18 protein-coding genes and 1 pseudogene are annotated in these 17769 nt (G+C 64.6%); 5 read left to right on the forward strand and 14 right to left on the reverse strand.

What is annotated here, in order from left to right:
* Positions 1–92: 92 nt before the first annotated feature.
* From phnC to LB520_RS21965, 6 genes and pseudogenes are all read right to left on the reverse strand, one after another.
* Complete coding sequence (gene phnC / locus LB520_RS21940) at positions 93–950, reverse strand: phosphonate ABC transporter ATP-binding protein (RefSeq protein WP_140845169.1); 858 nt, start codon at positions 948–950, stop codon at positions 93–95.
* A 116-nt stretch (positions 951–1066) separates the two neighbouring features.
* Positions 1067–1777: a DUF1868 domain-containing protein gene (locus tag LB520_RS21945; protein ID WP_224639187.1), complete on the reverse strand. Its 711-nt coding sequence runs from the start codon at positions 1775–1777 to the stop codon at positions 1067–1069.
* A 136-nt stretch (positions 1778–1913) separates the two neighbouring features.
* Positions 1914–2528: a DapH/DapD/GlmU-related protein gene (locus tag LB520_RS21950; protein ID WP_224639190.1), complete on the reverse strand. Its 615-nt coding sequence runs from the start codon at positions 2526–2528 to the stop codon at positions 1914–1916.
* Positions 2525–3232 carry a phosphonate C-P lyase system protein PhnL gene (phnL, locus tag LB520_RS21955; protein ID WP_224639191.1) on the reverse strand — a complete coding sequence of 236 codons (708 nt, stop codon included), beginning with the start codon at positions 3230–3232 and terminating at the stop codon, positions 2525–2527. The genes LB520_RS21950 and phnL overlap by 4 nt, the downstream gene beginning before the upstream one ends.
* Positions 3233–3234: 2 nt before the next feature.
* Positions 3235–4011, reverse strand: coding sequence for a phosphonate C-P lyase system protein PhnK (gene phnK / locus LB520_RS21960; RefSeq protein ID WP_224610823.1), 777 nt, complete (start codon positions 4009–4011; stop codon positions 3235–3237).
* A 131-nt stretch (positions 4012–4142) separates the two neighbouring features.
* A pseudogene (locus LB520_RS21965) lies at positions 4143–4976 on the reverse strand (alpha-D-ribose 1-methylphosphonate 5-phosphate C-P-lyase PhnJ); the annotation flags it as partial.
* Positions 4977–5035: 59 nt separating this feature from the next.
* Between LB520_RS21965 and LB520_RS21970 the strand changes: the two are divergent.
* A complete protein-coding gene (locus tag LB520_RS21970; protein ID WP_224532070.1) occupies positions 5036–5218 on the forward strand; it encodes a hypothetical protein in 183 nt (60 codons plus the stop codon).
* 2 nt (positions 5219–5220) lie between these two features.
* Here the strand turns inward: LB520_RS21970 and LB520_RS21975 are convergent, their stop codons facing one another.
* The 3 genes from LB520_RS21975 to phnG are packed head-to-tail and all read right to left on the reverse strand — an operon-like array spanning position 5221 to position 7410.
* Positions 5221–6336 (reverse strand): carbon-phosphorus lyase complex subunit PhnI, encoded by a 1116-nt coding sequence (locus LB520_RS21975; RefSeq protein WP_224639193.1) that lies wholly within the window; start codon positions 6334–6336, stop codon positions 5221–5223.
* 1 nt (position 6337) lies between these two features.
* Positions 6338–6949 (reverse strand): phosphonate C-P lyase system protein PhnH, encoded by a 612-nt coding sequence (gene phnH / locus LB520_RS21980; RefSeq protein ID WP_224639195.1) that lies wholly within the window; start codon positions 6947–6949, stop codon positions 6338–6340.
* Positions 6949–7410 (reverse strand): phosphonate C-P lyase system protein PhnG, encoded by a 462-nt coding sequence (gene phnG, locus LB520_RS21985; RefSeq protein ID WP_224639197.1) that lies wholly within the window; start codon positions 7408–7410, stop codon positions 6949–6951. The genes phnH and phnG overlap by 1 nt, the downstream gene beginning before the upstream one ends.
* Positions 7411–7546: 136 nt before the next feature.
* Between phnG and phnF the strand changes: the two genes are divergently transcribed.
* Positions 7547–8293 (forward strand): phosphonate metabolism transcriptional regulator PhnF, encoded by a 747-nt coding sequence (gene phnF, locus LB520_RS21990; RefSeq protein WP_224639199.1) that lies wholly within the window; start codon positions 7547–7549, stop codon positions 8291–8293.
* Between the two features lie 301 nt (positions 8294–8594).
* On the opposite strand, the gene LB520_RS21995 is transcribed toward phnF, so the two are convergent.
* From LB520_RS21995 to LB520_RS22015, 5 genes are all read right to left on the reverse strand, one after another.
* Positions 8595–9611 carry a zinc-binding alcohol dehydrogenase family protein gene (locus LB520_RS21995; RefSeq protein ID WP_224532066.1) on the reverse strand — a complete coding sequence of 339 codons (1017 nt, stop codon included), beginning with the start codon at positions 9609–9611 and terminating at the stop codon, positions 8595–8597.
* Between the two features lie 68 nt (positions 9612–9679).
* Positions 9680–10645 carry an ABC transporter permease gene (locus tag LB520_RS22000; RefSeq protein ID WP_224639210.1) on the reverse strand — a complete coding sequence of 322 codons (966 nt, stop codon included), beginning with the start codon at positions 10643–10645 and terminating at the stop codon, positions 9680–9682.
* Positions 10642–12195, reverse strand: coding sequence for a sugar ABC transporter ATP-binding protein (locus tag LB520_RS22005; RefSeq protein WP_224639213.1), 1554 nt, complete (start codon positions 12193–12195; stop codon positions 10642–10644). Before LB520_RS22005 ends, LB520_RS22000 begins: the two co-directional genes overlap by 4 nt.
* Before the next feature lie 157 nt (positions 12196–12352).
* Complete coding sequence (locus tag LB520_RS22010) at positions 12353–13348, reverse strand: ABC transporter substrate-binding protein (protein WP_224639215.1); 996 nt, start codon at positions 13346–13348, stop codon at positions 12353–12355.
* 338 nt (positions 13349–13686) lie between these two features.
* Positions 13687–15192 carry a UxaA family hydrolase gene (locus LB520_RS22015; protein ID WP_224639227.1) on the reverse strand — a complete coding sequence of 502 codons (1506 nt, stop codon included), beginning with the start codon at positions 15190–15192 and terminating at the stop codon, positions 13687–13689.
* Positions 15193–15547: 355 nt separating this feature from the next.
* Between LB520_RS22015 and LB520_RS22020 the strand changes: the two genes are divergently transcribed.
* The 3 genes from LB520_RS22020 to LB520_RS22030 all read left to right on the forward strand — a co-directional run bounded on the left by LB520_RS22020 (position 15548) and on the right by LB520_RS22030 (position 17759).
* Complete coding sequence (locus LB520_RS22020; protein WP_095769222.1) at positions 15548–16450, forward strand: GntR family transcriptional regulator; 903 nt, start codon at positions 15548–15550, stop codon at positions 16448–16450.
* 318 nt (positions 16451–16768) lie between these two features.
* Positions 16769–17116 carry a hypothetical protein gene (locus tag LB520_RS22025; RefSeq protein WP_224639228.1) on the forward strand — a complete coding sequence of 116 codons (348 nt, stop codon included), beginning with the start codon at positions 16769–16771 and terminating at the stop codon, positions 17114–17116.
* Between the two features lie 88 nt (positions 17117–17204).
* Positions 17205–17759 (forward strand): copper chaperone PCu(A)C, encoded by a 555-nt coding sequence (locus LB520_RS22030; protein ID WP_224639229.1) that lies wholly within the window; start codon positions 17205–17207, stop codon positions 17757–17759.
* Positions 17760–17769: the final 10 nt, after the last annotated feature.

The following is a 17769-nucleotide window of genomic DNA, read 5'->3' on the forward strand; positions in this document are numbered from 1 at the left end:
TTCAAGTCTTGCCTTTGACGCTGGCGGGCGATCCGGGTTGCTCTGCTGAAGTCCACGATTTGCCCGCACCCGCTGGGGCCGGGACGGTGGATTCAGTAGCCAGGAAAGGCTGGTTCGAGCGGTCCGGCGGATGCGGTGATCTTCGGCTTGATGGTCACGGCGGTCGACGTGATGGCTTCCGAGATCTCGGCGCCGCTGGCATCGGCGCCGTAGACGGTGCGCACGGCATCGCGGTCGAGATCTTCCGGAGCGCCGTCGAAGACGACCTTGCCGGCGGCCATGCCGATAATACGGTTGCAATAGACGCGCGCGGTGTCCAGCGTGTGCAGGTTCGTCACGACGGTGATGCCTTCGCGCAGATTGATGTCGCGCAGCGAGTCCATCACCACCTTGGCGTTGAGGGGGTCGAGCGAGGCGATCGGCTCATCTGCCAGGATCACCTTCGGCTGCTGCATCATGGCGCGGGCGATCGCCACACGCTGCTGCTGGCCACCGGACAACGTGCCGGCCGGCTGCAGCGCGGTGCGGGCGATGTCGAGCCGCTCGAGCGCGGCCACAGCCTCGGCGCATTCGGTGCGTGTGAACATGCCGAGCAGATTGGAAACCGTCGAGCGATGATTGAGGCGGCCGAGCAGCACGTTGGTCAGCACGTCGAGGCGCGGCACGAGGTTGAACTGCTGAAAGATCATGGCGCAGTCGCGCTGCCAGCGCCGCAGCGGCGATCCCTGCAGGCTGGAAACCTCGGCGCCTTCAAAAAAAATCGCTCCTTGGCTCGGATCGATGAGACGATTGATCATGCGCAAAAGCGTCGACTTGCCGGCGCCGGAACGGCCGATGATGCCGACCATCTGGCCGCGCGGGATCGAGATGTTGATATCGCTGACGGCGGTGTTCTTGCCAAATCGTCGGGTTACGCCGCGGATCTCAAGCGTGGCCGATGATGCTGACATACCAAAACTCCAGTCCGTCGCGCTTTTGCAGGTCTGTTAACCTTCGCTAGCGCAGGCCGATGAAGCTGGGGTGTCGGATTGATGTCAGTTTTGTTACGTCCCACAGGCTTGGAGATTCAACCAAGCACCAGCAATTCCTCGAAATGCTTCATGTCCTTGAAGCTGCAGAAGGCCGGAGGCTTGAGCTCGATCACAGGAGCCTCGCGTTCGAGGAACGACAGGCAGTCATCGAACAGATCCTGCCAGGCTGCGGCTCGCTCGTCGGCTAGACGGCGGATCTGATAGGCGAAGGTGATGTGGAAGACATAAGCGTCGTGGTCCGGATGGCGGTAGCCGAACGGCACCGACAAGGCGTCGCGCCACAGGCGCAGGATGCGCTCGTCCTCAGCGGAAGCACCGGCAACCGTAAGGCCGTTCGGCGTGATGCCGACGGTCTTGATACGAAACGGAGGGCAGGCCTCGAAGCCCTCCAGGTGCTGCAGATAGAGGCGGGTCATGTCGTCGATGCTGGTGTCGAGCGGCACGTCGGAGGGCCAGTAGGGGAGCCGGCGCCGATATTCGATGACGCCCTGGAACAGGGTCATGTGCAGGCTGGAGATCGGCGTGAAGGCGAGGCGGTCCGCGTCCGGCATGGCGCGGATGCGCTCGCGCACCTCGATGATCGCGGCTTGCGAAGGCGAGCCGCCGACGAGGTGACTGACGACCGTGTTGCCGGGCTCGGAGAGGAAGTTGCCCGAGGTATCGTAACGGGTGCCGAGATGCACCGGCGCCGTCGGGTTGGTGCCTTCGAAAAATCCGGCGAGCGAGGGTCTGACTGTGGCGAGCATCGCGATCTCCTTGGGGAGATGGCGTCCTGTCCGAGTCATGTGTCAACGGTGTGAATGATGAATGGTGAATGGTGAATGGTGAAGGGTGAGAAGGGCTTCGTTGCATTCACTATTGACCATTCACCATTCACCTCGCCTAGCCGCCATGCTTCTCCAGGAACGCCTCCGCTGACAGCTCGCGGAAATCGTCGAGCGCAGCGCGCAGCCTTGCATGGTCCCAGTCCCACCAGGCTAAAGCCTGGTAGCGCTCGGCGGTGCGGCGGTCGAAGCGCTCGCGGATCGGCTTCGCCGGCACGCCGCCGACGATTGTGTAGGGCGCGACATCCTTCGACACCACGGCGCCCGCGCCGACCGCCGCGCCATCGCCGACGGTGACGCCGGGCAGGATGGTCGAGCCATGGCCGAGCCAGGTGTCGTGGCCGATGGTGACGCGTTTGGCGCGGCGCTCGGCGAAGAACGCGCTTTCATGTTCGGCGTCATCCCAATAATCGGAGGCGCGGTAGGTGAAGTGGTGCAGCGTCGGCCGCCATGTCGGGTGATTGGTGGCATTGATGCGCACGCTTGCCGCGATGTTGGAGAACTTGCCGATGGTCGCGCACCACACGGCGCAGTCCTGCATCATATAGGAATAGTCGCCGAGCTCGCATTCGGCGACGCGGCTGCGCTCGGCGATCTCGGTCCAGCGGCCGAGCGTCGAGTTTTCGACCTGCGCTGTCGGATGGATCAGCGGCGCCTCCGAAAGCTTCTTCATGCGGCGATCTTTCCGGCGGCAAAGGCCGTAACGTCGATGACGCGGTCGGTGACAGCCTCGCGCACGTCGAGGTCGTGGAAAATGCCGAGCAGGGCGACCCCCGCCGCCTTCTTGGCGGCGATGAGCTCGACCACGACATCGCGGTTCTTCGCGTCGAGCGAGGCCGTCGGCTCGTCGAGCAGCAGGATCGGATGCTCGGTGATGAAGCCGCGCGCGATGTTGACGCGCTGCTGCTCGCCGCCGGAGAAGGTCGCGGGCGGCAAGGCCCAGAGCCGTTCCGGCAGGTTGAGCTGCGCCAACAGGGCACGCGCTCTCGCCCGCGCGCTTTCCCTGTCCTCGCCGCGCTCGACCAGCGGCTCGGCGACGACGTCGAGCGCGGAGACACGCGGCACGGTACGCAGGAACTGGCTGACATAGCCGATGGTATGGCGGCGCACGGAAAGCACGGTGCGCGGGCTGGCCGAGGCGAGGTCGATCAGCCCGCCGCCATGCTGGACGATGATCTGACCTTCATCGACGGCGTAGTTGCCGTAAAGCATCTTCAGGATCGAGCTTTTTCCGGCGCCGGACGGGCCGCCGAGCACGGCGCATTCGCCGGCGCGGATCGAGAAGGAGACACCCGCCACCACCGGCAGCGTGACGCCGTCGCGCAGATGCATGGTGAAGCTTTTGGCGACATCGGAGACAACGAGAGGAGTGGCCATCATCACACCTGCAGGATGGAAGAAACGAGAAGCTGGGTATAAGGCGCGCGCGGATCGTCGAGCACGCGGTCGGTGAGGCCGCTTTCGACGACGCGCCCGTCCTTCATCACCATCATGCGTTGCGACAGCAATCGCGCCACGGCGAGGTCGTGGGTGACGACGATCGCCGCCAGGCCGAGGTCGGTGACCAGCCCGCGCAGCAGATCGAGCAGGCGCGCCTGCACCGAGACGTCGAGGCCGCCGGTCGGCTCGTCCATGAACACCAGCCGCGGCCCAGTCACCAGGTTGCGGGCGATCTGCAGGCGCTGGCGCATGCCGCCGGAAAAGGCGCGCGGCTCGTCGTCGATGCGGTCCTCGTCGATCTCGACGCGCGACAGCCAGTCGACGGCGGTGGCGCGGATCCTGCCATAGTGGCGGTCGCCGACCGCCATCAGCCGCTCGCCGACATTGGCGCCGGCCGACACTGTCATGCGCAGCCCGTCCGCCGGGTTCTGGTGGACGAAGCCCCAGTCGGTGCGCATCAGGAAGCGGCGCTCGGCCTCGCTCATGCGGTAGAGCTCGCGCCATTGGCCGTCGCGCATGCGATAGCTGGCCGTGCCGGAGGAGGGCAGCAGGCGGGTCGACAGGCAGTTGAGCAGCGTGGTCTTGCCGGAGCCGGATTCGCCGACCACCGCCAGAACCTCGCCCGGCCAGAGGTCGAAGGTGACGTTCTCGCAGCCGATGCGCGAGCCGTAGAATTTGGACAGCGCCGAGACGCGGAGCAGCGGTTCGTCGGTCATTCGGCCTCCTTACCCTTCCCCTTGTGGGGAGGATCGGCGCGCAGCGCCGGGGTGGGGATTGAAGAAAGAGAAGATTGGCCGTTTTCCCCACCGGCGCCTTCGGCGCGACCTCCCCACGAGGGGGAGGTAGATTCGGCGCGGCGCTTCTCGCAATGGTCGGTATCGGAGCAGACGAACATGTGGCCGCCATGGTCGTCGAGGATGACCTCGTCGAGATAGACATTCCCGGCGCCGCAGAGCGCGCAGGGCTGGTCGAAGGTCTGCACCTCGAAGGGATGGTCCTCGAAGTCGAGGCTGACGACGTCGGTGAAGGGCGGCACCGCATAGATGCGTTTCTCGCGGCCGGCGCCGAACAATTGCAAGGCGGGCGAGCGGTGCATCTTCGGATTGTCGAATTTCGGCGTCGGCGAAGGATCCATCACGTAGCGGCCCTCGACTTTGACCGGATAGGCGTAGGTGGTGGCGATGCGGCCGTGCCTGGCAATGTCCTCATAGAGCTTCACATGCATGAGGCCGTATTCCTCCAGCGCGTGCATCTTGCGCGTCTCGGTCTCGCGCGGCTCGAGGAAGCGCAGCGGCTCTGGGATCGGCACCTGGAAGACCAGCACCTGTCCTGCCGTCAGCGGATGCTCGGGGATGCGGTGCCGGGTCTGGATGATGGTGGCGGTTGCCGTGTCGGTGGTGACAGCGACATTGGCGACTTTCCTGAAGAAAGCGCGGATCGAAACGGCGTTGGTGGTGTCGTCGGCGCCCTGGTCGATGACTTTCAGCACGTCATCCGGGCCGATGATCGAGGCGGTGACCTGGACGCCGCCGGTGCCCCAGCCATAAGGCATCGGCATCTCGCGCGAGGCAAAGGGCACCTGATAGCCGGGAATGGCGATGCCCTTCAGGATGGCGCGCCGGATCATCCGCTTGGTCTGCTCATCGAGATAGGCGAAGTTGTAGGTGGCGATGTCGGTCATGGCGATCACGTCCGCTCTCTGCTATGAAATTGGCGCCCAAGACGCGGAAGGACGCCCGAATGGACTCTACCGGTTGGTTGCATCTTGGCGTGCTGCTGCTGGTGTTCGCCGGCTTCGCGACCTTTGCGCTGCGGAAAATGGTTCTCCCCGCGCCAAGGGAACCTCCGTACGGCGAGTCCTTCGGTGGCGGCGACTATACTGGCGGCTTCGACGGCGGCGGGCATTCCGGTAGCGGACACTGAAGTCATTCCGCCGCCTCGCGCTTCTCCTCGGCGGCCTTGTCCTCGTTTTCCCGCGCTTCGTATTCGGCGCGCATGCGGCGAACCAGGCCGAGCTCGGCCTGGAAGTCGACATAATGCGGCAGCTTCAGATGCTCGACGAAACCGGTGGCCTGGACATTGTCGGAATGCGAGATGACGAATTCCTCGTCCTGCGCGGCGGCGACGACATCCTCGCCAAGCTCCGTGGCGCGCAGCGCCCGGTCGCACAGCGCCATCGCCATCGCCTTGCGCTCGCTCTGGCCGAAGACCAGGCCGTAGCCGCGCGTGAACTGCGGCGGCGCCTTGGCCGAGCCCTTGAACTGGTTGACCATCTGGCATTCGGTGACGCGGATGGAGCCGAGCGGCACGGCGAAGGGCAACTCCGGCACGTCGAGCTCCAGCTCGACCTCGCCAATGCGTATCTCGCCGACAAAGGGATGGTTGCGGGCGTAGCCGCGCTGCGTCGAATAGCCGAGCGCCAGCAGAAAACCTTCGTCGCCGCGCGACAACGCCTGCAGGCGGATGTCGCGCGCCATCGGGAATTGCAGCGGCTCGCGCGTGATGTCGCCGGGCACGTGGTCAAGCGGCATCTCGCCATCGGCCTCGATCAGGCCTTCATGGGCGAGGATCGCCGAAACGCGCGGCATGGCCTCCGGCTCGGCCGGACGCTGCGCCGGCATCTCGACCTCGGCGCCGGCGGCAAGCTCGGGATCGAGCAGGCGGTGCGTATAATCGAAGGTCGGGCCGAGCACCTGGCCGCCCGGCAGGTCCTTGTAGGTGGCCGAGACACGACGCTCGACCTGCATGGCGCCGGTGTCGACCGGATTGGTGTAGCCGAAGCGCGGCAGCGTGGTGCGGTAGGCGCGCACCAGAAAGATCGCCTCGATCATATCGCCGCGCGCCTGGACGACGGCGAGAGCCGCGAGCTCGCGATCATAGAGCGAGCCTTCGCTCATCACCCGGTCGACGCCGAGCGCCAGCTGCTCGACAATCTGGTCGAGGCGCAGCGCCGGCACCGAACGGTCGCCGCGGCGGCGGTCGGCAAGCAGGCGATGCGCATTGGCAATGGCGGCTTCGCCGCCTTTCACCGCGACATACATGTCATGCCTCCATCGATTTGACGCGGGTGGTGCGCGGCAGGCAGGCAAGGTGGCCGGGCGCCGCCAGGATGATGTCGACGCCGCGCGGGAAACGCTGGTTGTTCTGCTTCCACTGCTCGACGAAATGGCGCGGCATGCCGGGAGGCGCGATCATCGACGTCTTTTCGATCCCCGGACCTTCGAGCAGCAGCGATGGGCCCGAGGCAAGATCGTCGACCAAGAGGATCAGCGTCGTCGAGCGGTCGGGATATTCTTGCGTGCCTTGCGCAAAACCATCGAGCGCCGCCATCTCCTTCGGATTGGCGATCAGGGCGAAATGTGCGTCGGCCGGCGTGTTTGCCGAGGGCGCGCCGGTGTGGAAGCCGAGCCAGGCCTTGACCGCGGCTTCCGCCTGCAGCGGCTGGTCGAGCCAGACCGGCGTGTCGTTGTCGCAGAGCGAGAGCGCCACGGCGCCGGCCGTCGCCGACAGCGGCGCCGGCGGGCGGGCGAGCTGCGGCAGCGGCTGGACGGTGCCGGGGCGGGCCATCGCGTCCATGATGGCGCTGAACACCGCCTGGGCGTTGAAGACCGGCTCTGCGAAGCCGCCGTCGATCGATTGCGTGGCGATATCCATCAGTCCTCTCCGCGCACCATGGTGAAGAAATCCACTTTCGTGGCCGCCGTTTCGACGCGCTTTGTCTCGCGCTCCGCAGCAAGCGCCGCGCGCAAGGGCGCGGCGAGCTTTGTCTCGACCGCTTCGCGGTGCGCCGGGTCCTGCCACAGCGCGTCGGCGATCGCCGCTAGCTTGGCTTGTCCCTTGTCGCGGCCAAGCGCATAGGAGTGGCCGACCTGGCCGGAGGGCAGCCGCACCGTGGCGCGGGTGACCGTCGCCTCGCCGACATTGAAGGGAGCGCCGCCGCCGCCGATCCGTCCGCGCACCGTCACCAGTCCGGTTTCGGGGCCGCGCAAAAGCTCGGCCTCGGAGGGCAGGCCCGACTCGTTCCACAGGCGAGCGATGTCATCGGCCGCGGCATGCGCCAGCGTCGCCATCAAGGCTTTCCGCCCGGCCTGCTCGCGCGCTTCCTGTCCTCGCATGGCATCGCTCCTTGCATAAAAAGTTTGTCTATTGATATAGACAACTATACAAATTATACTCACTTGGTATCGGGAGTCCATGACGGGTGGATGACAACGGTGCAAAAGTTAGGGTGAAGACGTTGGGGGCGGGGAAATGACCGGGCTGGCAAGCAGCATCGAGAGGCGCAATGGCGTATCGCTATGGCGGCAGATCGCCGACAGGATCCTGCAGGCGATCGCCAATGGCGATTTCGCCGAGAATACCGCGCTGCCGCCTGAAGTCGCGCTGGCCGAGCGCTATGGCGTCAACCGCCACACGGTGCGCAGCGCCATTGCAGCACTGGTGCAGGAAGGCGTGCTGAGGGCCGAGCAGGGACGCGGCACCTTCGTGTTGTCGCGCAAGCGGCTGTCCTATCCAATCGGCGCGCGGACGCGCTTCTCGACCGGGCTGCAGGGGCAGACGAGCGAGCGGCATATCGCGCTGCTATCGTCGTCGACCGAGCCGGCCGGCCGGCGCATCGCCGAGGCGCTGGGCATCGCCAAAGGCGCTGCCGTCATCCGCCTGGAGACGCGCGGCGAGGCCGACGGTCATGCGGTGTCGCGCGCGACGACCTGGTTCGATGCCAAGCGCTTCGCCGGCATCGAGGCGGCAATGGCGGAGACGGGATCGATCACCGCCTCACTGAAGCGCTTCGGCATCAACGATTATCTGAGGCATTCGACCGTGCTGTCGGCGCGCCATGCCGACGCAGACGATCTTGCAGCACTCGATCTGCAGCCCGGCGCCATCGTGCTGGTCACAATTGCAATCAACGTGACGCTCGACGGTGAGCCAATCCAGTTCGCGGAGTCGCGCTTTCCCGCGGAGCGGGTGGAGCTTAGGTTGTCGGCCGGCGATTAGGTCTACGATGTCTTCGGACGGCAATCCAAGAGGTCGTCATCCACGGGCGGAGCGACGCGAAGCGGAGCGCAGACCCGAGGATCCATTCCGTAACCTCGATCGTAGAGCGCAGCGGAGCAGAATTCTGGATCGCTGCAACGCGTCGGCGTCACGGAATGGATCCTCGGGTCTGCGCTGCGTCGCTACGCTCCTTGCTCCGCCCGTGGATGACGAAGGGATAGGCGCTTCGGTCAATCACCAAGACTGCAATTTGTTAGGGCGGACAACGGTCCAGTTCGTGAAACCTCGACGCGGGCCTTCCTCACCCGACCTCTATGACCGCCTTGATCAGTCCCGACTTCTCGTGCGTCCATCGGGCAAGGTCGCGCGGCGTTCCGGCGAGCGTGGTGCGATGGGTGACGAGCTTGTTCAACGGCACAGCGCCGTTGCGGATCGAATCTGCGACATGGTCGAAATCGGCCTTCAGCGCGTTGCGGCTGCCGACCAGCATCATCTCGCGCTTATGGAATTCAGGGTCGGAGAAGGTGATGTCGTCCTTGACGACGCTGACCAGCACCAGCGTGCCGCCATGCGCGACGTGGGCGAAGGCCGACTGCACGGACTGGGTGTTGCCAGTCGCGTCGAACACGAGGTCGAACCCTTCGCCGGCTGTTGCCTGTTGGACCAGCTCGGCAGCCGGCCTCTTCGAGCTGTCCAGCGGGGCAAAGCCGAGCTGCTTTTCGGCGAATCCGAGACGTTCGGCGCTCATGTCGAGCAGGCTGACATCCAGCCCGGCGATGCGCGCGAAGATCGCCGTGCCGAGGCCGATCGGGCCGGCGCCGATGACCAGCGTGCGCTGGCCGGGCAGCCCGAGCGAGCGGCGTACCGCATGCGCGCCGATGGCCAGGAATTCGACCGCCGCGGCGTCGGCCAGCGACAGGCCGTTCGTCGGGTAGAGGTTCTGCGCCGGCACCAGGATTTCGTCGCACATGGCGCCGTCGCGATGGACGCCCAGCACCTCGATCTTCACGCAGCAGTTCGGCTTGCCGCGCCGGCAGGCAATGCATTTGCCGCATGAAAGATAGGGATTGATGACGACCGGCTCGCCGACGCTGATCTCGACGCCTTCGCCCTTCTCGACGATCGTGCCGGCAACCTCATGGCCCATGATGCGCGGATAGGCCAGAAACGGGTGCTTGCCTTCGAAGATGTGGTAGTCGGTTCCGCAGATGCCGACATGGCTGACCGCAACGCGCGCCCAGCCGGGCGGCGGTGCGCCGGGCCCGGCGCGGTCTTCGAGGACAAGCTCGCCGGGCGAACGGCAGACAACGGCTTTCATATCGCAAATCCAGGCAAAGAGCGCCGGCGCCGCTCGAGCGGGGCCGGCGCGTTAGTTTCACGTAGGAGTCATTTGCCGCGACGACGCAGGCCGTCGAAGTAGACGATGACGATGATCAGCAGGCCGGTGATGACGCGCTGCCAGAAGGTGTTGACGTTGAGCAGGTTGGCGCCGTTGTTGATCGTCGAAAGGATGAAGGAGCCGATCAGCGGTCCATGCACGGAGCCGATGGCGCCGAACAGCGAGGTGCCGCCGATCACCGACGAGGCGATGGCCTGCAGCTCATAGGTGTCGCCCTGCGTCGGGTTGCCGATGCCGATGCGCGACGCCAGCAGCACGCCGACAATGGCCGCCAGAAGACCGGACAGGATATAGGCCATGAAGATGGTGCGCGGCACGTTGACGCCGGACAGGCGCGCGGCCTCGGCGTTGGAGCCGACCGAGAACAGGTAGCGGCCCCAGCGCGTGTGGTGCAGGAAGATGTAGGACGGAATGGCGACCAGGATCACCATCCAGAACAGGTAGGGAATGCCCGCGAGCGAGCCGCGCGAGAAAGCCTGGAACGAGTCGCTGTTGATGGAGATCGAGTTGCCGTTCGTCATCAGGAGGCCGATGCCGCGCAGCGAGGTCATGGTGGCCAAGGTGATGATGAAGGGCGGCAGGCCCATCTTGACGATGCCGAAGCCGTGGAAGAGGCCGATGGCGACGCCCACCAGCAGCGTGATCAGCACCGCGGCCCAGATCGGCCAGCCGGCGTTGATCAAAAGCGCGACAATGACGGTGGTGAAGCCGACCACCGCGCCGACCGACAGATCGATGCCGCCGGTGATGATGACGAAGGTCTGGCCGACGGCGAGGATGGCGATCAGCGAGCCCTGACGCAGAAGGTTGGTGATGTTGAGCGTCGTGGCGAAGGACGGCGTGGCGACGGCCAGCACGATCCACATCAGGAGCAAAAGGCCAAGCAGCGTCAGGCCGAACAGGGCGTTGAAATTGCGCTTGGGTTTTTCGGCGGGGATCGCCTCGGTGCTCATTTTTGTCCTCCCGACTTTTCTTGTTTCTCGGCCAGTGCCTGACCCAAAATATCCTCGTGGCTGGCGGTCCGGAAACCATGGGTCGCGACCAGCTTGCCGCGCCGGAACACGTGCAGCGTATCGGCAAGCTCATAGACTTCCGGCAGATAGGACGAGATCAGGATGATGCCGGCGCCCTTGGACAAGAGCGTCGAGAACAGGCGGTAGATCTCGGCCTTGGTGCCGACATCGACGCCCACCGTCGGCTCGTCGAAGATGAACAGCTTGGCGCCATGCGCCAGCCATTTGCCAATGACGATCTTCTGCTGGTTGCCGCCGGAGAGGCTTGAAGCCAGCGCATGGCGCGTCGGTGTCTTGATCCTGAGATCGGCGATCTGGCGGTCGGCCTCGGCCTTCTCCTTGGCGCCGGAGATCAGAAAATTGCTGGAGATGCGCTTGTAGATCGGCAGGTTGAGGTTCGTGCCGACCGGCAAATTGAGGCAGAGGCCCTGGTCGCGGCGGCTTTCCGGAGCCAGCGCCATGCCGAGCCGGATCGCGTCATGCTCGGAATTGACCTGGACCTCCTCGCCTTGCCATAGGATCTGGCCCGCCGATTTCCTGTGGCGGCCGTAAAGCGTGGTGACGAACTCGCTGCGGCCGGCGCCGATCAGGCCATAGAGGCCGACGATCTCGCCGGCGCGGACGGTCACCGAGACATTCTCGAAGCCTTTGCCCGAAAGGTTCCTCGTCTCGACAATCGTGGCGCCGGGGGTGAAATGTTCCTTGTGGTAGATCTGCTCGATCGAGCGGTTGATCATCAGCTTGACCAGTTCGGGCTCGTCGGTCTCGCCGATGTTGCGGGTGCCGACCAGAGTGCCGTCGCGCAGCACGGAAACGCGGTCGGCGAGCTCGAACACTTCCTCCATGCGGTGGCTGATATAGATGATGGTGACGCCTTCGCCCTTGAGCCGCCGGATCAGCTTGAAGAGCTGGTCGGCCTCCTTGCGGGTGAGGTAAGCGGTAGGCTCGTCGAAAATCAGGAATTTGGTGCCGCGCACGGTGGCCCGCGCCGCGGCGATCAATTGCTGCTGGCCGATGGTGAGATCGCCAAGCATGACATGCGCCGGCAAGTCGAAGCCCAGCCCGTCGATGATCTTCTGCGCGTCCTTGACCATGGCGCGCTGCTGCAGGAGGCCGAAGCGTGACTCCTCCTCGCCGAGGAACATGTTGGCGGCGACGGTGAGATGGCGGCAGAGCACCACCTCCTGGTGGACGGCGTTGATGCCCAGCGCCATCGCCTCATGCGGCGTGGCCAAGGCGGTCGGCTTGCCTTCCCAGATCACCTCGCCGGAGGTGCGCGGCATGACGCCGGTCAGGAGTTTTATCAGGGTCGACTTGCCGGCGCCGTTCTCGCCGACGATCGCGTGGATCTCGCCTGCCTTGAAGGCAAGATGCACAGGTTTCAGCGCATGCGTGCCGGGGTAGCGCTTTTCCAGGCCGTTGAGCTCGAGGATCGTCCTGCCCGGTTCCAGCGTGGGGGCCGGATGCGATTCCTGCGCCGTCGACGTCATGACAATCCTCCCAGATTGGCCTCAACCATTGGGTACGCAGCGATGCGTCTGGCGCGCATCTTGAAGGCGGAGCCTAAATCGGGCCGGCGAATTTCCAAATCGCCCCGATGGATGTTTCCGGGGCGCGAGGCCCCGGAAACGACTGTCGCGATGCTGCTCACTTGAGCTTCGGGTTGAGCAGCGCGTCGATCTTGGGATCCTTCATGTTGTCTTTGGTGACGAGGTTCGCGCCGGTGTCGACATTGGCCTCGACCTTCTCGCCCTTCGAGGCGGCCAAGGCGGTCTTGATGCCGTCATAGCCCATCCGGTACGGATCCTGGACGACCAGGCCCGAGATGACGCCGTCATTGAGGAACTTGATCAGCTTTTCGTCGCTGTCGAAGCCGATCAGCGCCACCTTGCCGCCGAGATTGTTTTCGGCGATCGCCTGGCCGACGCCCTGCGCCATGATCAGGTTCGAGGCGAAGATGCCCTTGAGGTCCGGATTGGCGGTGATCAGGTCGGTCGCGATGTTGAGGCCGGTGGTGGCCTGGCCGTCGGCATATTTGTCGGCGACAAGCTCGAGGCCCGGATACTTGGCCTTGATCTGTTCGATGAAGCCTTGCTTGCGCTGCTCGAGCGAGCCGGCGCCGGGAAGTGCCGTGATCAGCGCGACTTTGCCTTCCACCTTGCCGCCGTTGGCGGCGCCGATTGCGGCGGCGAGGCCGTCAGCGGCGACGCGGCCGCCCTGCACGTTGTCGGTGGTCAGGAAGGAGGTGAAGGCCTTGGAATCGGCGCCGGAGTCGATGCCGATGACCTTGACCTTGGAGGCAGCCTCGTCGATCGGCTTGCCGAGCGCCTTGAACTCGGTCGGCGAGATGACGACGGCCGCCGGGTTGCTGGCGACGGCGTTTTCCAGGATCGAGATCTGGCCGTTGACGTCGGTTTCGGCCTGGGCGCCGAGTTCCGGCACGTTGACGCCGAGATCCTTGCCGGCCTTGCGGGCGCCGGCCAGAACGATCTGCCAGTAGAAGGATGTGGTATCCTTGACGATGATCGGAATGGTCACGTCGGCCGCCGAGGCGGGCGCGGAATGCATCGCGCCGGCGAGCATCGAAGCGGCGGCCAAAGCCACGAAGGCGCGGCGGTTGAGAAGGCTGGTCACGAGTTTCATTAGGTTCCTCCCTAAGTCGCCTGGTGAAGGTTGCGGAAGCTCCATCTGGATAGGCGCGGCCCAAACAGAACTTTATCAATAAAAAACAGATACCGTTTTTTGATAGAGCATTGCCGTGACCGACGCAAGCGATGTCTGCTGCCGTGCGCGATGCGGGCTAAGTCCGTTCGGCTCGTCCCTGGGCAGTGCTCGGATGCTCCCGTTCCTCCTTATCGGCATGGAACAATAATTTCATATTTCTGTCAATATGGAATGTTCATTCCATAGAAAAGCCTGCACGGTTGTGAAGGTCGCCTCCTGTTGTCGGGGGGCGCTTCCGACGCGATAACGGCCTTTGATTAAAGCGTCGCGCCGAGGTGCCACGGCACGAATTCGTTGTCGCCGTAGCCGAACGCCTCGCTCTTGGTCTTGCGGCCGGACGCCGTCTCGATGATCAGCTCGAAGATCTCGCGGCCCATGCCGGCGATGGTCTTCTCGCCCGAGGCGATAACCCCGCAATTGACGTCCATGTCCTCTTCCATCTGGTGATACATGGTCGAATTGGTGGCGACCTTGATCGACGGCGTCGGCCGGCAGCCAAAGCAGGAGCCGCGGCCGGTGGTGAAGACGATGACATTGGCGCCGCCGGCGACCTGGCCGGTGGCCGAAACCGGATCGTAGCCGGGCGTGTCCATGAACACCAGGCCGCTGCCCGAGACTTTCTCGGCATAGCCGAAAACGCCGTTGAGCGGCGTCTGGCCGCCCTTGGCGACCGCGCCCAGTGATTTCTCGAGGATCGTGGTCAGGCCACCGCGCTTGTTGCCGGGCGAGGGATTGTTGTCGATCGAGGCGCCGTGCTTGGCGGTATGGTCCTCCCACCACTTCACAAAGCCGTCAAGCTTGGCGGCGATCTCGGGCGAGGCGGCGCGGTAGGCCAGCAGATGCTCGGCGCCATAGATCTCGGTGGTCTCCGACAAGATGCCGATGCCGCCGCAGTCTGCCAGGATATCGACGGCGGCGCCCAATGCCGGATTTGCCGTGATGCCGGACATGCCGTCCGAGCCGCCGCATTGCAGCCCGACGACGATCTCCGAGACCGGGATCGGCTCACGCTGCAGCTGGCCCACTTCCTCGGCGATCTCGGCCAGAACGCCCATCGCGCGCTCGACCGATTTGCGCGAGCCGCCGGCTTCCTGGATGTTGAAATGCCGCTTTCCCGCGGCCACGCCCTTCTGGCCGTAAAGCGTGAGTTGGTTGACCTCGCAGCCCAGGCCCACCATTAGCACGCCGCCGAAATTCGGATGGCGCGCATAGCCGGCTAAAGTGCGGTGCAGAACCATCATGCCGTCGCCGGTGGCGCTCATGCCGCAGCCCTGGCCGTGCACGATCGGCACGAAACCGTCGATGCCGGGATATTTCGGCAGAAGCGTGCGGTTGGCTTCGTCCGCAATGGCATGGCAGACGGTCGACGAGCAATTGACACTGGCGATGATGCCGATGAAGTTGCGCGTGCCGGAGCGCCCGTCGGCGCGGCGGTAGCCCAGGAAGGTGCGCTTGCGGTCGGCCTCGGTGGCGTGCTCGGCCTCGCTCGGCGGCACCACCGGCAAGCGGCCGCTCTCGAAAACCAGATTGTGCGAATGAACATGCTCGCCGGGCGCAATGTCTTGCGTGGCGCGGCCGATCGCCTGCGCGTATTTCACAACCGCTTCGCCCGCCGGGATCGGCTTGATCGCCACCTTGTGGCCCGGCTCGATCACGGCAGTCGCGGTTGCGCCGCCCGGCAATGGCGTTCCAATCTCGATGCGCCCGTTGGCAACGGCGACATTATCGGAGGGTGAGAGAAGGATGGTGTTTGCAACGTTCACGGGCGGCTGTCCTGGGTGATCCTGGGAATGCGGGCGGATTGACTTGCGCCCGTTTAAAGGTAATGTCTTTTATCGGGAAAAAACAATTTTGCGTCAATTGTTTTTTCGCTCGGTCGGCGCTCGTCTTTTGGACGCCTGCGCCGCCCGTTTGGCAAGCCGGCGAAAAGCGTTCCGCTTTTCGGAGGCCTGCGCCAGAGCAATTCCAGGAAAAGGGCGTAGCGGCTTTCCGTCCGGAATTGCGCAGAAACAAAGATTTAGCGCAGTTCGGCGATTCCGAGAAATGCTGAACTGCTCTAGGAACACCGATCATATCGCGTTTCCGGCAGGCCGCCGCAAGCGTTGGGGGATACGGGGCATGTCGAAAAGCAACAATGTCTACAAGGACGCCTTCAACCGCTGCCTCAGGTTGCTCGACGAGACCAAGAGCCTGCCGTCGGAGCCTGAGCTCGGCACGCTGCTCGGCGTCAGCCGCACCACGGTGCGCAGCATCCTTGCGCGCATGGAAGAAACCGGGCTTATCGACTGGAACAAGCGTAATAAGACCGTGCTCAGGGCGCCGCGGTCCGAGGACTTCTTCCCCGAGGAGGAGACCGACTCGCTGGCCGAGATCATCGAGCGCTCTTTCATGCGGCGTCTGCTTGCGGGAGGCGCCGAAGCCGGCATGCAGATCAACGAGCTGGAGCTGGCGCGCGAGATCGGCGTCGGCACTACCAGCGTGCGCGAATTCCTGATCCGCTTCTCGCGCTTCGGTCTGATCGAGAAGCGGCGCAACAGCCATTGGGTGCTGAAGGGTTTCACGCGCGCCTTCGCGCTGGAGCTGACCGAGATCCGCGAGATTTTCGAGCTGCGTTCGGCGGCGGCTTTCGCCGCCCTGCCGGAAGATAGCGCGGTATGGGCCGATCTTGACCGGCTGGAACTCGAGCATCGCCAGCTCGCCAGCGAGATCGCCACGCGCTTCAACGAATTCTCCGAGCTCGACGAGCGCTTCCACCGGCTGATCCACCGCGCCTCGCACAATCGCTTCATCGTCGACTTCTACGATGTCATCGCTATGATCTTCCACTACCACTATCAGTGGAACAAGGCTGAGGAGCGCCAGCGCAACGAGGTCGCTATCCAGGAGCATCTCGCCTATATCGCGGCGCTGAAATCGCGCGATCCCGGCAAGGTGGACGCCGCCTGTCGCAAGCACCTGAAGTCGGCGCGCCAGACGCTGCTGACCTCAATTCCCGAAGGGCGGCAGATGCAGCCCGCCTAGGGTCTGTCGAGATTCAGGTGATGCCGGCCTGCGAAGGGCGGCTTCCTGCGCTTCCGGTGCTCGCGTACCTTAAGTACGCTCCGCTCCGGTTCTCGGAAGCCACCATTCTCGGCTCCTGACCTGAATCTCGACAGACCCTAACGCATGTCGTCCAGAAGCGTGCAGCGGTTTTGGGACAACGACATGCATAAAAACAATCGCGTCGCGCCGCGTTGCCGCAGCGCGGTTTTGCCGATTTCCCGCGCGCATTCCCCGTGCTACCGTCGACGCGTTTCCGGGAGAGGCTTTGCGTTGGATATCCGGCTGAGACGATGGAGCATGCCGGCCGCGTTCGTCGCGGCGCTGCTTCTATTGCTTCAGTCCTCTCTCGGCGCTTTCGCCTTCGGCGCGCCTTCGCAGGTCGACGCCTTCGGCAATGTCATCTGCACGCATGAAGGCGCTGTAAAACTCCCCGGCGGCGATCCCCACCAACAACATCTGCCGGCCTGCTGCTCGCTCGGCTGCAACATGGTTTCGGCGGCGCATCTGCCGCCGCCGGAGGCCGGCGTCCTGGCCGGGACCCAGCTTTTCGAAGCCGTCGCCTTCCAGCTTCCGGCCTTCCGGCACCAGGATTTCGCCCGCGACCGCTCTCCGGCCAATCCGCGCGCGCCGCCGGCGATGGTCTGATCCGCGGAACCTTCCGCAGGCCTATTCATCCAAAGATCAGACTGTTCGCGGCCGCATTCCGGCGCGATCCCGTACTCATGGAGCAACCATGTCCAATCTTCTTCCCAAAGCGCAAGCCTTCGCCCTTCGCGGCGCGCCGCCGTTTCACCTCCCGCTGCGCGTTGGCCTTGCCGTGCTCAGCCTTTTCTTTCTCTTGGCCTGCATTCCCGCCGCCCTAGCGCATGAGTTCAAGGTCGGCGATCTCGAGATCGAGCATCCCTGGTCGCGGGCGACGCCGCCGGGCGCCAAGGTGGGCGGCGGCTATTTCACCGTGATCAACAACGGCAGCGCGCCGGACCGGCTGCTGTCGATCTCCTCCGACATCTCCGAAAAGGCCGAACTGCATGAGATGGGCGTCAAGGACGGCGTCATGACCATGCGGCCGGTCGAGGGCGGGCTGGAGATCCCGGCCGGCGGCAAGGTCGCGCTGAAGCCGGGCGCCTATCACCTGATGTTCACCGGCCTGAAGCGGCAGCCGAAGCAGGGCGAGAAATTCCCTGCGACGCTGACCTTCGAGAAGGCCGGCAGCGTCAAGGTAGAGTTCGCCGTCGAAGGCATCAGCGAGACGGGCAGTGGCGATATGGACATGGATCACGCCGACTAACCCGTCAACT

This window comes from Mesorhizobium sp. CA12 (genome assembly GCF_020165255.1).
Classification (GTDB): domain Bacteria; phylum Pseudomonadota; class Alphaproteobacteria; order Rhizobiales; family Rhizobiaceae; genus Mesorhizobium.

Excerpts from the sequence above, each read along its gene's own strand:
- LB520_RS22025 (WP_224639228.1), top strand. The coding sequence starts at position 16,769 with ATGCCGGCCGCGTTCGTCGCGGCGCTGCTTCTATTGCTTCAGTCCTCT.
- LB520_RS21945 (WP_224639187.1), bottom strand. The coding sequence starts at position 1,777 with ATGCTCGCCACAGTCAGACCCTCGCTCGCCGGATTTTTCGAAGGCACC.
- LB520_RS22020 (WP_095769222.1), top strand. The coding sequence starts at position 15,548 with ATGTCGAAAAGCAACAATGTCTACAAGGACGCCTTCAACCGCTGCCTC.
- phnL (WP_224639191.1), bottom strand. The coding sequence starts at position 3,232 with ATGGCCACTCCTCTCGTTGTCTCCGATGTCGCCAAAAGCTTCACCATG.
- phnG (WP_224639197.1), bottom strand. The coding sequence starts at position 7,410 with ATGCGAGGACAGGAAGCGCGCGAGCAGGCCGGGCGGAAAGCCTTGATG.
- LB520_RS21975 (WP_224639193.1), bottom strand. The coding sequence starts at position 6,336 with ATGTATGTCGCGGTGAAAGGCGGCGAAGCCGCCATTGCCAATGCGCAT.
- LB520_RS22010 (WP_224639215.1), bottom strand. The coding sequence starts at position 13,348 with ATGAAACTCGTGACCAGCCTTCTCAACCGCCGCGCCTTCGTGGCTTTG.
- LB520_RS21950 (WP_224639190.1), bottom strand. The coding sequence starts at position 2,528 with ATGAAGAAGCTTTCGGAGGCGCCGCTGATCCATCCGACAGCGCAGGTC.
- phnC (WP_140845169.1), bottom strand. The coding sequence starts at position 950 with ATGTCAGCATCATCGGCCACGCTTGAGATCCGCGGCGTAACCCGACGA.
- phnH (WP_224639195.1), bottom strand. The coding sequence starts at position 6,949 with ATGGATATCGCCACGCAATCGATCGACGGCGGCTTCGCAGAGCCGGTC.
- phnK (WP_224610823.1), bottom strand. The coding sequence starts at position 4,011 with ATGACCGACGAACCGCTGCTCCGCGTCTCGGCGCTGTCCAAATTCTAC.
- phnF (WP_224639199.1), top strand. The coding sequence starts at position 7,547 with ATGACCGGGCTGGCAAGCAGCATCGAGAGGCGCAATGGCGTATCGCTA.
- LB520_RS21970 (WP_224532070.1), top strand. The coding sequence starts at position 5,036 with ATGGACTCTACCGGTTGGTTGCATCTTGGCGTGCTGCTGCTGGTGTTC.
- LB520_RS21995 (WP_224532066.1), bottom strand. The coding sequence starts at position 9,611 with ATGAAAGCCGTTGTCTGCCGTTCGCCCGGCGAGCTTGTCCTCGAAGAC.
- LB520_RS22000 (WP_224639210.1), bottom strand. The coding sequence starts at position 10,645 with ATGAGCACCGAGGCGATCCCCGCCGAAAAACCCAAGCGCAATTTCAAC.
- LB520_RS22005 (WP_224639213.1), bottom strand. The coding sequence starts at position 12,195 with ATGACGTCGACGGCGCAGGAATCGCATCCGGCCCCCACGCTGGAACCG.
- LB520_RS22030 (WP_224639229.1), top strand. The coding sequence starts at position 17,205 with ATGTCCAATCTTCTTCCCAAAGCGCAAGCCTTCGCCCTTCGCGGCGCG.